Origin of the sequence: Amycolatopsis sp. MEPSY49 (genome assembly GCF_051337345.1) — a bacterium.
In the GTDB taxonomy this organism is placed as follows: Bacteria; Actinomycetota; Actinomycetes; order Mycobacteriales; family Pseudonocardiaceae; genus Amycolatopsis.
Genome location: NZ_JBDLYJ010000003.1, coordinates 539,659 through 553,961 on the forward strand (window position 1 = coordinate 539,659; position 14,303 = coordinate 553,961).

1 protein-coding gene is annotated in these 14,303 nt (G+C 73.9%); it reads left to right on the forward strand.

Features of this window, described 5'->3' with window-relative positions:
• Positions 1 to 14,220, forward strand: a complete 14,220-nt coding sequence (locus ABFJ78_RS17095; RefSeq protein ID WP_436387326.1) for a type I polyketide synthase — start codon at positions 1 to 3, stop codon at positions 14,218 to 14,220.
• Positions 14,221 to 14,303 lie beyond the last annotated feature (83 nt).

Genomic DNA, 14,303 nt, shown 5'->3' on the forward strand with positions numbered 1-14,303 from the left:
GTGACCGGAAAACAGGAGTCGACGCAGATGCGCAACGAGGACAAGCTCCGTGACTACCTCAAGCGGGTCACGGCCGATCTGAAGCTGGCCAACCGGCGCCTGCACGACGTCACCGAGCGCCGCGCCGAGCCGATCGCCGTGGTCTCGATGAGCTGCCGCTTCCCGGGCGGGGTCGCCACCCCCGAGCAGCTCTGGGACCTCTTGGCCGACGGTCGGGACGCCGTTTCGCCCTGGCCCGCCGACCGGGGCTGGGACCCGGACCTCTACGACCCCGACCCCGAGCGCGTCGGCCGCAGCTACGTGCGCGACGGCTGCTTCCTGACCGACGCCGCCCAGTTCGACCCCGCCTTCTTCGGCATCTCGCCGCGCGAAGCCACCGCGATGGACCCGCAGCAGCGGCTCCTGCTGGAGACCACCTGGGAGGCCTTCGAACGGGCGAACCTCGACGCGGCGGCCCTGCGCGGCAGCAGGACCGGCGTGTTCGTCGGCGCCAGCAACCAGGGCTACGCGGGCGGGATGGTCACCGCACCCGAGGGCCTGGAGGGGCTGCTGCTCACCGGCGGTTCGGCCGCCGTGCTGTCCGGCCGGCTCGCCTACACCTTCGGGCTCGAGGGCCCGGCCGTCACCGTCGACACGATGTGCTCGTCGTCGCTGGTCGCGCTGCACCTGGCGGTCACCGCGCTGCGCAACGACGAGTGCTCGATGGCCTTGGCCTGCGGCGCGACCGTGATGGCCAACCCGCGCAACTTCATCGAGTTCAGCCGCCAGCGCGGCCTGTCCGCCGACGGCCGGTGCCGCGCGTTCTCGGCCGACGCCGACGGCACGGGCTGGGGTGAAGGTGTCGGCGTCGTGCTGCTGGAACGGCTGTCCGACGCGCGCAAGCACGGGCACCCGGTGCTCGCGGTCATCCGCGGCACGGCGATCAACCAGGACGGCGCGTCGAACGGGCTGACCGCCCCCAACGGGCTTTCCCAGCAGCGCGTGATCGAAGCGGCGCTGGCCAACGCTCGGCTGGCGCCCGAGCAGGTCGACGTCGTCGAGGCGCACGGCACCGGCACCAAGCTCGGGGACCCGATCGAGGCGCAGGCCCTGCAGGCGACCTACGGCCGCGAGCGTGAGCGGCCGCTGCTGCTGGGCACGGTCAAGTCGAACATCGGCCACACCCAGGCGGCCTCCGGGCTCGCCGGGGTGATCAAGATGGTCCTGGCGCTGCGCGAAGGCGTCCTGCCGAAGACGTTGTTCGTCGGCGAGCCGACCCCGCACGTCGACTGGACCGCGGGCGCGGTCTCCCTGCTGACCGAACCGCAGGAGTGGCCCGAGACGGGTGCGCCGCGCCGGGCCGGGGTGTCGTCCTTCGGCGGCAGTGGCACCAACGCGCACGTCGTCCTGGAGGGCGTCACCGAGGAGCCCGCCGACGTCGAAGAATCCATAGTGGACACCGCGGTGTGGGTGTTGTCCGGCCGCTCCGAAGCCGCGTTGAAGGCCCGTGCGGCAGAGCTGGCCGCGCTGCCGGACGCGAACATCGCCGACATCGGCTGGTCCCTGGCGCACACGCGGTCGGCGTTCGAGCACCGTGCCGCCGTGGTCGGCCGGGACCTGCCCGCGCTGGTCGCGGGCGTTCGCGAGATCGCCGAATCCGGCACGGCCGCGGGCGTCGGCGGCGAAGCCCAAGCCGTCGGTGGCACGGTCCTGGTCTTCCCCGGCCAGGGCGCGCAGTGGGCGGGTATGGCCGTCGACCTCCTCGGCGAATCGCCGGTGTTCGCCGCCCGGATGGCCGAGTGCGAGGCCGCTCTCGGATCCTTTGTGGACTGGAAGCTGACCGACGTCCTCGGCGACGCGGCGGCGTGCGAGCGGGTCGACGTCGTCCAGCCGGTTTCGTGGGCGGTCATGGTGTCGCTCGCCGCGTTGTGGGCGGCGCACGGCGTCACGCCGGACGCCGTCGTCGGGCACTCCCAAGGCGAGATCGCGGCCGCCGTCGTCGCGGGCGCGCTGTCGCTGTCCGACGGCGCCAAGGTCGTCGCGCTGCGCAGCAAGCTGATCGCCGGCCGGCTCGCGGGCCTCGGTGCGATGGCATCGATCGCGGCGCCGGAAGCGCGGGTCGAGGCGTTGCTCGCGGCCGGGGTGTCCATCGCGGCCGTCAACGGACCCGCGTCCGTGGTGGTCTCCGGCGAGGTCGCCGCCGTCGAGGAAGTCCTCGCCCGCGCCGAAGCCGAAAGCCTGCGCGTGCGCCGGATCCCGGTCGACTACGCGTCGCACTCGGCCGTGGTCGAGGTTCTCGAAGCCGAACTGCTCGAGGCCCTGGCGGACGTCGAGCCCCTTCCCGCGCGGGTCACGTTCGTCTCCAGCGTCACCGGTGAGACGGCGTCGACCCTCGACGCCGCTTACTGGTACCGGAACCTGCGGCAGCGCGTGCGCTTCCAGGACGCCACCAAGACCCTCATCGCCGAAGGCCACCGGTTCTTCGTCGAATCCAGCCCGCACCCGGTGCTCGGCGGCGGCATCCAGGAAACCCTCGACGAGGCGCTCGACCCCGGCGCGGCGGCCGTCGTCGGCACCCTGCGCCGCGGCGAAGGCGGCCTGCCCCGGTTCCTGACGTCGGTGGCGCAGCTGTGGGCGCAGGGTCACGACGTCGACTGGACGGCCGTCCACCCGCAGGGCCGCCCGGTCGCTTTGCCGACATATCCCTTCCAGCGGCAGCGCTACTGGCTCGAGACCCCGGTCGGAACCGCCGCGGCGGACGACGGGTTCTGGACCGCTGTCGAGGACGGCGCCCTCACCGACGAGCTGGGCGTCACCGACGAAACGCCCTGGCAGGAGGTGCTGCCCGCGCTGGCGGACTGGCGCCACCGCCGCACCGAACTGTCCACTGTGGACCAGTGGCGGTACCGGATCACCTGGCACCCGGTCGCCGAACCGGCGCCCGCGTTGGCCGGCACCTGGCTGGTCGTGCACGCGCCCGACGTCTGCCTCGACGCCCTGGAGAAGGCCGGCGCGGTCGTCCGCACCCTGCGCGTCGACGAGACCGACGACCGGGCGTCGCTGGCCGAGCGGCTGCGGCACGAGTCCGCTGTCGCGGGCGTGCTCTCGCTGCTCGCGCTGGACGAGCGCGAGCACGCGACGCACCCGGTGCTTCCCCGCGGGCTGGCCGCGAACCTCCTGCTCTCCCAAGCTCTCGGCGACGCAGGCATCACCGCGCCGCTTTGGCTGGCAACGCAGGGGACCGCCGTCGTCGTACCCGACGACGAGCTGCCGCACCCGGGCCAGGCCACGACCTGGGGCCTCGGCCGGGTGCTCGCCCTCGAACACCCCGACCGCTGGGGCGGGCTGGTCGACCTGCCGGAAAACCTGGACGAGCAGGCCGCGACCCGGCTTTGCGCCGTCCTCACCGGAATCGGCGACGAGGACCAGCTGGCCGTCCGCGGCTCCGGGGTGTACCAGCGGCGGCTGCGTCGCGCGCCGGTCGAAGGCACCGCGCCCGAGTGGCGGACGAGCGGGACCGCGCTGATCACCGGCGGCACCGGCGGGCTCGGCGCGCACGTCGCCCGCTGGCTCGCCGGCCGCGGCGCCGAGCACCTGGTGCTCACCAGCCGCCGCGGGCCCGACGCACCGGGCGCCGCCGAGCTGCGGGAAGAACTCGAGGCACTGGGCGTCGAGGTGACCATCGCCGCCTGTGACGTCGCCGACCGCGAGGCACTGTCCTCGCTGGTCAGCGGCCTGCCGGAGATCCGGGCGGTCGTCCACACCGCCGGCGTCGGCCTCCTGGCGCCGCTGGCCGACACGACGTTGCCCGAGTTCGAGGAGGGCGCCCGCGCGAAGCTCGCCGGCGCCCGTCACCTCGACGCCCTCTTCGGCGACGCCGACCTCGACGCGTTCGTGCTGTATTCGTCGGTCGCGGGAGTGTGGGGCAGTGGCGACCACGGCGCGTACGCCGCCGCGAACGCCTTCGTCGACGCGCTCGCCGAGAACCGCCGCGCCCGGGGGCTCGCCGGGACCTCGGTCGCCTGGGGCATCTGGGCCGGCGACGGCATGGTCTCCGACGTCGTCGCCGACCAGCTCAAGTGGCGCGGGATCCCGTTCATGGCCCCGGAACCCGCGCTGCTCGGGCTCGGCCAGGTCCTCGACCACGACGAGCCGTTCCTCGCCGTCGCCGACATCGACTGGGAACGGTTCGTCCCGGTCTTCACCGCCGCCCGCCCGCGGCCGCTGCTGTCCGAAGTGCCCGAGGTCGCGGCCGTGCTGGCCGCCGCCTCCGAAGTAACCGAGGAGGAGACGGGCGCGGCAGGTGCGTTGCGCGCCAAGCTGTCCGCACTGTCCGAAGCGGATCAGGACCGCGAACTGCTCGGGCTGGTCCGCAAGCACGCGGCCGCCGTCCTCGGCTACACCGGACCCGAGGACGTCGACGCGTCGCGGGCGTTCCGGGAGCTGGGCTTCGACTCACTGACCGCCATCGAGCTGCGCAACCGGCTCACCGCCGCGACCGGCCTCAAGCTGTCCGCGACCCTGGTCTTCGACTACCCGAACGCGACAACCCTCGCCCGGCACGTCCGCACCGAAGTCCTCGGCGCGCCGGCACCCGAAGTGGTCGCCTCGGCGGTCGCGACCGACGAGCCCTTGGCCATCGTCGGCATGAGCTGCCGGTTCGCCGGCGGCGTCGGCAGCCCGCAGCAGCTGTGGGAGCTGATGCTGGCCGAGGCCGACGCGATCGGCGAGTTCCCCGGCGACCGCGGCTGGCGGCCCGGCTCGCTCTACGACCCGGACCCCGACCGCGCCGGCCACAGCTACACCCGCGCGGGCGGGTTCCTCTACGACGCGGCCGAGTTCGACCCGGGCTTCTTCGGCATCAGCCCGCGCGAAGCCCTCGCGATGGACCCGCAGCAGCGCGTCGTCATGGAAGCCGCGTGGGAGGCCTTCGAAGACGCCGGGCTCGACCAGGCGGCCGTCCGCGGCAGCCGCACCGGCGTGTTCGTCGGCGCCAGCGGCCACGACTACGGGCCCCGGCTGCAAAAGGTCCCCGAAGGCGTCGAAGGCCATCTGGTCACCGGCGGCACCGGCAGCGTCACCTCCGGCCGCGTCGCCTACACCTTCGGGCTCGAAGGCCCGGCGGTCACGATCGACACCGGCTGCTCGTCGTCGCTGGTCGCCCTGCACCTGGCCGGCCAGGCGCTGCGGTCGGGGGAGTGCGACCTCGCGCTGGCCGGCGGGGTCGCGGTGATGTCGACCCCGGCGCCGTTCGTCGCGTTCAGCCGCCAGCGCGCGCTGGCCGCCGACGGCCGCAGCAAGCCGTTCTCCGCCGACGCCGACGGCATGGGCCTGGCCGAGGGCGTCGGCATGCTGCTCGTCGAGCGGCTGTCCGACGCGAAGCGCAAGGGACACCGGGTCCTGGCCGTCGTCCGCGGCACCGCGACCAACCAGGACGGCGCGTCCAACGGCCTCACTGCGCCGAACGGCCCGTCGCAGCAACGCGTGATCCTGTCCGCGCTGGCCGCGGCCGGGCTCGAACCGTCCGATGTGGACGCCGTCGAGGCGCACGGCACCGGCACCACGCTCGGCGACCCGATCGAGGCGCAGGCGCTGCAGGCGACCTACGGGCGCGACCGCTCACGGCCGCTGTGGCTCGGCTCGGTCAAGTCGAACATCGGGCACAGCCAGGCCGCCGCGGGTGCGGCCGGTGTCATCAAGATGGTCCTCGCCATGCGCCACGGCCTCCTGCCGCGGTCACTGCACTCGGAACGCCCGTCCCCGCACGTCGACTGGTCTTCCGGGGCGCTCGAACTGCTCACGTCGGCGACGCCGTGGCCGGACAAGGCGGGACCGCGCCGCGTCGGTGTCTCGTCCTTCGGCGTCGGCGGCACCAACGCGCACGTCGTCCTCGAACACGATCCCGCTCCCGAACCCGCCCCCGATCGTGCGCCGGTTCCGGGCCCGGTGCCGTGGCTGGTCTCGGCCCGTTCCGCAGCCGGTTTGCCCGCCCAGGCGGCGAAGCTGGCGGCCTTTACGGGGGATGGGGACGTCGCCGACGTCGGCTGGTCCCTCGCTTCGACGCGGACCGCGTTCGAGCACCGGGCCGTCGTGCTCGGCGAGGACCGTGCGGAACTGCTGGCCGGGCTGGGTGCTCTCGCCTCCGGAACGCCGAGCGCGTCGGTGGTCACGGGTGTGGCGACCCCGGCCGGGCGGACGGTGTTCGTGTTCCCCGGCCAAGGGGCGCAGTGGGCCGGGATGGCCGTGGAACTGCTGGACTCGTCGCCGGTGTTCGCCGAGCGGTTCGCGGAGTGCGCGGCGGCGCTGGAGTCCTTTGTCGACTGGTCGCCTTTCGACGCCCTGCGCGAGTCGGCGCTGGAGCGCGTCGACGTCGTGCAGCCCCTGTCGTGGGCGGTGATGGTTTCGCTGGCCGCCTTGTGGCAGGCACACGGGGTCACGCCGGATGCCGTGGTGGGTCACTCCCAGGGCGAGATCGCCGCCGCCGTCGTCGCGGGTGGACTGTCCCTTCTCGACGGTGCCCGGGTGGTCGCGTTGCGCAGCAAGGCGATCGCCGCGGGGCTGGCCGGCCAGGGCGGGATGGCTTCGATCGCGCTCGACGCCGAGCACGTCGAGAAGCTGCTCGTGGAATGGGCCGGGCAGATCTCGATCGCGGCGTTCAACAGCCCGTCGTCGACCGTCGTGTGCGGGGAACCCGGTGCGCTGGACGAACTGCTCGCCCAGTGCCAGGCCGACGGCGTCCGGTCCCGGTTGATCCCGGTGGACTACGCCTCGCACTCGGCGCACGTGGCGGCGATCGAGAGTGAACTGCGGGACGTGCTCGCCGCGGTCGAACCGCGCACCGGCGAAGTCCCGTTCCACTCGACGGTGTCGGCCGAGCCGATCGACACCGCGACCCTGGACGCCGGCTACTGGTACCGCAACCTGCGTCAGCCGGTCTTGTTCGCACGGACTATCGAGACGCTCGAGAACGCGGTGTTCGTCGAGGTCAGCCCGCATCCCGTCGTCTCGTCGGCGATCGCCGAGATCGTCCCCGGCGCCGTCGCCGTCGGCACGCTGCGCCGGGGCGAGGGCGGCTTGGCGCGGTTCCGCACGTCGCTGGCCGAGCTGCACGTCCGCGGCGTCGACGTCGACTGGGCACCGGCGTTCCCCGGCGCCCGCCCGATCCCGCTGCCGACCTACGCCTTCCAGCGGCAGCGGTACTGGCTGGACGCTCGCGGTCATCGGCCGAGCTCGTCCACTGTGGACGACTGGCGGTACCGGGTCGAGTGGATCCCGCTCGCCGTCGCGTCCGGAACGGTCGTCGCCGACTGGCTGGTCGTCGCTCCGACCGGATCTGACACACAGGACCTCGCCGACGGGCTCGGCGCGCGCCTTTTGGAGCTGCCGTCCGATGTGGACCGTGCGCGGTGTGCCGAGCTGCTTCGCGAGGCAGGTCCGTGCGAAGGCGTGCTGTCGCTCTTGGCCGTCGACGGCCTCGAACCGAACCTGACGCTGCTGCACGCCCTCGGCGACGCCGGGATCGACGCGCCGCTCTGGCTCGCCACGAGCGGCGCCGTCAGCACCGGCGCGGCCGACCCGATCCGCGCCACTGACCAGGCGCTGACCTGGGGTTTCGGCCGGATCGCGGCCATGGAGTACCCGCAGCGGTTCGGCGGGCTCGTCGACCTCCCGGCCGACCTCGACGCCCGCGCCGTCACCCGTCTCGCGGCCGCACTCGGGTCACCTGACGAGGATCAGGTCGCCGTCCGCGCTTCCGGGGTCTTCGGCCGCCGGTTCGTCCGCGCGGAGCCGGCCGGCAGCGAACAGCCCTGGCACGTGTCCGGCACGGTGCTGCTCACCGGCGGCACCGGTGGCATCGGCGCCCACCTGGCCCGCTGGCTCGCCCGGGCCGGTGCCGAGCGGCTGGTGCTGACCAGCCGGCGCGGCCAGGACGTCCCCGAGCTGACCGCCGAACTCGCCGACCTCGGCACCGAGCTGACCGTCGCGGCCTGCGACGTCACCGACCGCGCGCAGCTGGCCGGCCTCCTCGATGGGCTGCCCGACCTGACCGCGGTGGTGCACGCCGCCGCAGTACTCGACGACGGCGTCATCGACAGCCTCACCCCGGACCGGATCGCGCACGTCCTGCGGCCCAAGGCCGAAGCCGCGCGGTACCTGCACGAGCTGACCGCGGACCGCGAGCTGTCGGCGTTCGTCCTGTTCTCCTCGCTGGCGGGCACGCTCGGCGGGCCGGGTCAGGCGAGCTACGCGGCGGCCAACACCTACCTCGACGCGCTCGCCCGCGAACGCCGTGCGGCCGGCCTGCCCGCGACGTCGGTGGCTTGGGGCGCGTGGCGTGGTGGCCGAGGCGAGAGCCTGGCCGAGCAGGGCCTGCCCGCGATGGACCCGGACCGGGCGCTTCTCGCGCTGCAGCAGGCGTTGACCGGGGACGAGACCGTGCTGGCCGTCGCCGACATCCGCTGGGACCGCTACCGCAAGACCCTCGCCCAGGGCCGGCCGAGCGCCGCGCTGCTGGGCATCTCCGAAGCCGAGGCGCCGGAAACCGTCGAAACCGGGTGGGCCCAGCGCCTGACCGGGCTCGACGTCGCCGAGCAGCACCGGCTGGTCCTGGAACTGGTCCAGGCGCAGGCCGCGGTGGCGCTCGGCTACCCGACGCCCGAGTCGATCGAGCCCGACCGCGCCTTCCGCGACCTCGGCTTCGACTCGCTCACCGCCGTCGACCTGCGCAACCGGCTGGGCGAGGCCACCGGCCTGCGGCTGCCCGTCACGCTGGTGTTCGACCACCCGACCGCCGTCGCGCTCGCCGAGCACGTCCGGCGGGAGCTGGCGGGGGACACCGCGACCGAAACCGTGGCTCCGGTGGTCGTGAACACCGACGAGCCGATCGCGATCGTCGCGATGTCCTGCCGCTACCCGGGCGGTGTCGCCGACCCCGAGGACCTCTGGCGGCTCGTCGCCGACGGGGTCGACGCCGTCGGCGAGTTCCCGACCGACCGCGGCTGGGATCTCGACCGGCTCTACGACCCGGACCCGGACAAGCCGGGCACGTTCTACACGCGCGGCGGCGGTTTCCTGCACGATGCGGCGGACTTCGACCCGGCGTTCTTCGGGATCGCCCCGCGCGAGGCACCCGCGATCGACCCGCAGCAGCGGCTGCTGCTGGAGACGTCGTGGGAGGCCGTCGAGCGCGCCGGCATCGACCCCTCGGTGTTGCGCGGGAGCCGGACCGGCGTCTTCGTCGGCTCGAACTACCACGACTACGGCGGCCGGCTGCGGCACGCGCCCGGCGAGTTCGAAGGGCACCTGGCGACCGGCAGCGCGGGCAGCGTCGCGTCCGGCCGGATCGCCTACACCTTCGGCCTGGAAGGCCCGGCGGTCACCGTCGACACGGCGTGCTCGTCGTCGCTGGTGGCCCTGCACTGGGCGGTCAAGGCGCTGCGGTCCGGCGAGTGCGACCTCGCGCTGGCCGGCGGCGTCACGGTGATCTCCGCGGTCGACACGTTCGTCGAGTTCAGCAGGCAGCGCGCGCTGTCGCCGGACGGCCGGTGCCGCGCGTTCTCCGCGGACGCCGACGGCGCCGGCTGGGCCGAAGGCGTCGGCATGGTGCTGGTGGAACGGCTGTCCGACGCGCAGCGGCGCGGGCATCCCGTGCTCGCCGTGGTCCGCGGCTCCGCGGTCAACCAGGACGGCGCGTCCAACGGCATGACCGCGCCGAGCGGACCCGCGCAGCAGCGCGTCATCCGTGCCGCGCTGGCCGATGCGGCGCTGGCACCGTCCGAAGTGGACGCCGTCGAGGCGCACGGCACGGGCACCACCCTGGGTGACCCGATCGAGGCTCAGGCGCTCATCGCGACCTACGGCCAGGATCGAGACCGTCCACTGTGGCTAGGTTCGGTGAAGTCGAACATCGGGCACACGCAGGCCGCGTCCGGTATCGCCGGCGTCATCAAGATGGTGCAGGCGCTGCGGCACGGCGTCCTGCCGCGCACGCTGCACGCCGAGACGCCGTCACCGCACATCGACTGGTCCTCGGGCCGGGTGCGACTCCTGTCCGAACCGGTCGAGTGGGCGGCGAACGGCCACCCGCGCCGCGCGGCGGTGTCGTCGTTCGGGGTCAGCGGCACCAACGTGCACACCATTCTCGAAGAGGCTCCCTCGTCGGATGAGCCGGTCGAAGCTGCTACACCACAACGGTTCACGGCCTGGTCGGTGTCGGCCCGGTCCGAAGCCGCGTTGCGTGATCAGGCCCGGCGGCTGCTGGCGTTCACCGAGTCCGAAGTGGACTCCGCCGCGGTCGCCCGTTCCCTGGCCGCCCGCGCGAAGTTCGGGCACCGCGCGGTGATACTCGGCGAAACCCTCGGTGAACTGCGTGAAGGACTGGCCGCGCTGGCGGATCGGCCCAGTGTGCGCGCCGCCCGCGCCGGCCGGACGGCGTTCCTGTTCACCGGTCAAGGTTCGCAGCGGGTCGGCATGGGCCGCGAGCTGTACGACCGGTTCCCGGTGTTTGCCGACGCCTTCGACGCGGTGTGCGCGCACTTCGACGTCCCGCTGCGGGACGTCGTGTTCGGCGACGACGCGGTCCGGCTCGACCGCACGGGCTTCACCCAGCCCGCGCTGTTCGCGCTCGAAGTGGCGCTGTTCCGGCTCCTGGAGTCCTGGAACGTCCATGCGGACTTTCTCGCCGGGCACTCGGTCGGCGAGCTGGCCGCCGCCCACGTCGCCGGGGTGCTGTCCCTGGCCGACGCGGCGAAACTCGTCGCCGCGCGCGGCCGGCTGATGGAAGGACTCCCCGAAGGCGGGGCCATGGTGGCGATCGCGGCCACCGAGGCCGAGGTCGTCCCGCTACTGGACGATCGGGTGTCGCTGGCGGCGGTGAACGGCCCGGCGGCCGTCGTGGTCTCGGGCGAAACCGAAGCCGTGCTGGACGTGCGCGAGCACTTCGCCGCGCTCGGCCGCAAGACCAAGCGCCTCGACGTCTCGCACGCGTTCCACTCGCCGCTCATGGACCCGATGCTCGCCGAGTTCGCCGCGGTCGCCGACGGTCTGACCTACCACCAGCCGCGCATCCCGGTCGTGGCGACCGGCGACGTCACGACGCCGGAGTACTGGGTGCGGCACGTGCGGGAGGCCGTCCGGTTCGCCGACGGCGTTCGCACGCTGGTCGCCGACGGGGTCACCCGGTTCGTCGAGCTGGGGCCGGACGCGGTGCTCGCCGCGCTCGTCCCGGACTGCGCCGGCCCGGCCGAGGTGAGCGTGGGATCCGTGCTGCGCAAGGGACACGACGAGGAACGGTCGCTGCTGACCGCGCTCGCCGGGCTGCACACCGCGGGCGGTGACGTCGACTGGGCCGCCGTGCACGGCCGTGGCCGGCGCGTCGAACTGCCGACGTACGCGTTCCAGCGGGAGCGGTACTGGCTGGCCGCGCCGGCCGCGCCCGGCGACGTCACCGGCGCCGGCCTCAGCGAACCGGACCACCCGCTGCTGGGCGCGTCGGTCGCGCTGGCCGGTTCCGACGGCGCGCTGTTCACCAGCCTGCTCTCGGCGACCAGTCACCCGCTGCTGGCGCAGCACGTCGTGCTCGGCAGCGTGCTGCTGCCCGGGACGGCGTTCATGGAGCTGGCCGTGCACGCGGCGGACAAGGTCGGCTGCGAGCGCGTCGAGGAGCTGACCCTCGCGGCGCCGCTGGTGCTGCCGGAGACCGGCGGCGTCCGGCTGCAGGTCGCCGTCGGCGGGCCGGACCGGTTCGGCGGCCGCTCGATCGACATCTATTCGCGCGCCGACGGCGCCATGGAGGACGAGCCGTGGACGACGCACGCGAGCGGCACCCTCGCGGCGGCGCCTGCGCCGGCCGCCGGTGACCTCACCGGGACGTGGCCGCCGGCGGGCGCCGAGCCGATCGACCTCGACGGGCTCTACGACCGCATCGCCGAAAACGGGTTCGACTACGGGCCCGCGTTCCGGGGGCTGCGCCGGGCGTGGCGGGTCGGCGAGGAGATCTTCGCCGAGGTCGGCCTGCCCGAGCCGGAGGCTGCCGAAGCCGGCCGTTTCGGCCTGCACCCGGCGCTGCTGGACGCCGCCCTGCACACGGTCGCGCTGCGCGACGAAAGCCGCGCGGTCCTGCCGTTCGCCTGGGCGGGGGTGACCCTGCACGCCGGCGGGGCGTCGACGCTGCGGGTGCGCGTCACCGGGCAGGGCGGCGACACGGTCGCGCTCGCGGTGGCCGACCAGGACGGGCTGCCGGTGGCCACCGTCGGGTCGCTGACGCTGCGGCCGGTTTCGGCCGAGCAGCTCGACGTCGCGCGGTCGGCGTACCACGAGTCGCTGTTCCGGGTGGGCTGGGTGATGGCCCCGATCACGCCGGTCAGCCACTCGGCGGCCGAACGCTGGGCCGTCGTCGGGTTGGACGTCGGGGTCCGCGTCACCAAGGCTTTGGGGACCGCGGGTGTCCCGGTCGAGTCCTATCCGGACTTCGACGCGCTCGAGGCGGCTGTGGTGGCGGGCGCCCCGGTGCCCGAAGTGGTCGTGGTGACCAGCGGCCCGCACGACGACGAAGACGTCACGCGCGCCGTCCGGACCGCCACCCACGGCGCGCTGGACCAGGTGCAGGAGTGGCTGGCGAGCGACCTGTTCGCCGGCTCGCGGCTGGTGTTCGTGACCAAGGGCGCGATCGCGACCCGGGTCGGCGAAGGCATCACGGACCTCGCGACGGCGGCCGTCGTCGGCCTGGTCCGCTCGGCGCAGTCGGAGAACCCGGGCCGGTTCGTGCTGGTCGACCTCGACGACCGCGAAGTCTCGTACGCGGCGTTGCCGTCGGCGGTGGCCTGCGGCGAGCCGCACGTGGCGGTCCGGATCGGCGCGATCCAGGTACCGCGCCTCGCCCGCGTCCCGGCGACGAGCCCGGCGCCGGTCGCCGCGTGGGACCCGGAAGGCACGGTGCTGATCACCGGGGCGACCGGGACGCTCGGCACGCTGGTCGCCCGGCACTTGGTGACGGCGCGCGGCGCGCGTCGGCTGGTGCTGACGAGCCGCCGCGGCCCAGCCGCTGAGGGCGCGGCCGAGCTGGTTTCGGAGCTGACGGCGTGGGGCGCGGACGTCACGATGGCGGCGTGCGACGTCGCCGACCGGGATTCCCTGGCGGCGCTGCTGGCGGCGATCCCGGCCGAGCACCCGCTGACGGCCGTGGTGCACACGGCGGGCGTGCTCGACGACGGCGTGGTGTCGGCGTTGACGACCAGGCAGCTGGACACGGCGCTGCGGCCCAAGGTCGACGCGGCGTGGCACCTGCACGAGCTGACGGCGGGGATGAACCTGGCCGGGTTCGTGGTGTTCTCCTCGCTGGCGGGCACGTTCGGCGGCACGGGCCAAGCGAACTATGCGGCGGCGAACGCGTTCCTCGACGCGCTGGCGCACGTCCGCCGGGCGGAGGGCCTTCCTGCGTTGTCACTGGCGTGGGGGTTGTGGGCCGAGCGCAGCGGGATGACGGGCAAGCTGGGGGAGGCGGACCTGTCGCGGCTCGCGCGGGGCGGCGTCGAGCCGATGCCGTCGGACGAGGGCCTGGACCTGTTCGACGTGGCGTGCGCGCTGGACGAGGCGGTGTTGCTGCCGGTCCGGCTGGTGGTGGAGGCGATGCGCGACCGGGTGGGCGAGGACGCGATCCCGGTGATCCTGCGCAGCTTGATCCGCACCCCGGTCCGCCGAGCGGTCCGCGCGGCGGTGGCCGACCCGGTGGACAGCTTGACCCACCGGCTGGCGGGAATGTCGGAAGCCGAGCGCGACGGAGCACTGCTGGACCTGGTCCGCACCCACGCGGCGACGGTCCTGGGATACGCGGGTCCCGACGCGATCGAGCCGGACCGAGGGTTCCTCGAGCTGGGCTTCGACTCGTTGAGCGCGGTGGAGCTGCGGAATTTGCTGGGAGCGGCAACGGGGTTGCGCCTCCCGGCGACGTTGCTGTTCGACTACCCGTCGACGACGGTGCTGGTGGAGTACCTGCGGTCCGAGCTGGTCCCGGACGTCCCGGCGGCGATCCTGCCGGCGTTGGCGGAGCTGGACCGGGTGGAGTTCGCGTTGCCGGAGCTGCTGGCGGATTCCCAGGCCCGGGCGACGTTGGGTACGCGCTTGCAGGAGCTGCTAGCCAGGGTGAACGGCGCTTCGGCGACGGTCACGGCGGTGGAGGAGAAGCTCGAGTCCGCGACGGACGACGAGATGTTCGCGCTGATCGACGAACTCGACCTCGACTGACCCGGCGGCCGGGACCCCGCCCTTCCCCAGCAGGGTCCCGGCAAAGTCGCGCGGCCAGGCCACTCCGCCACCGGTGACCAGCT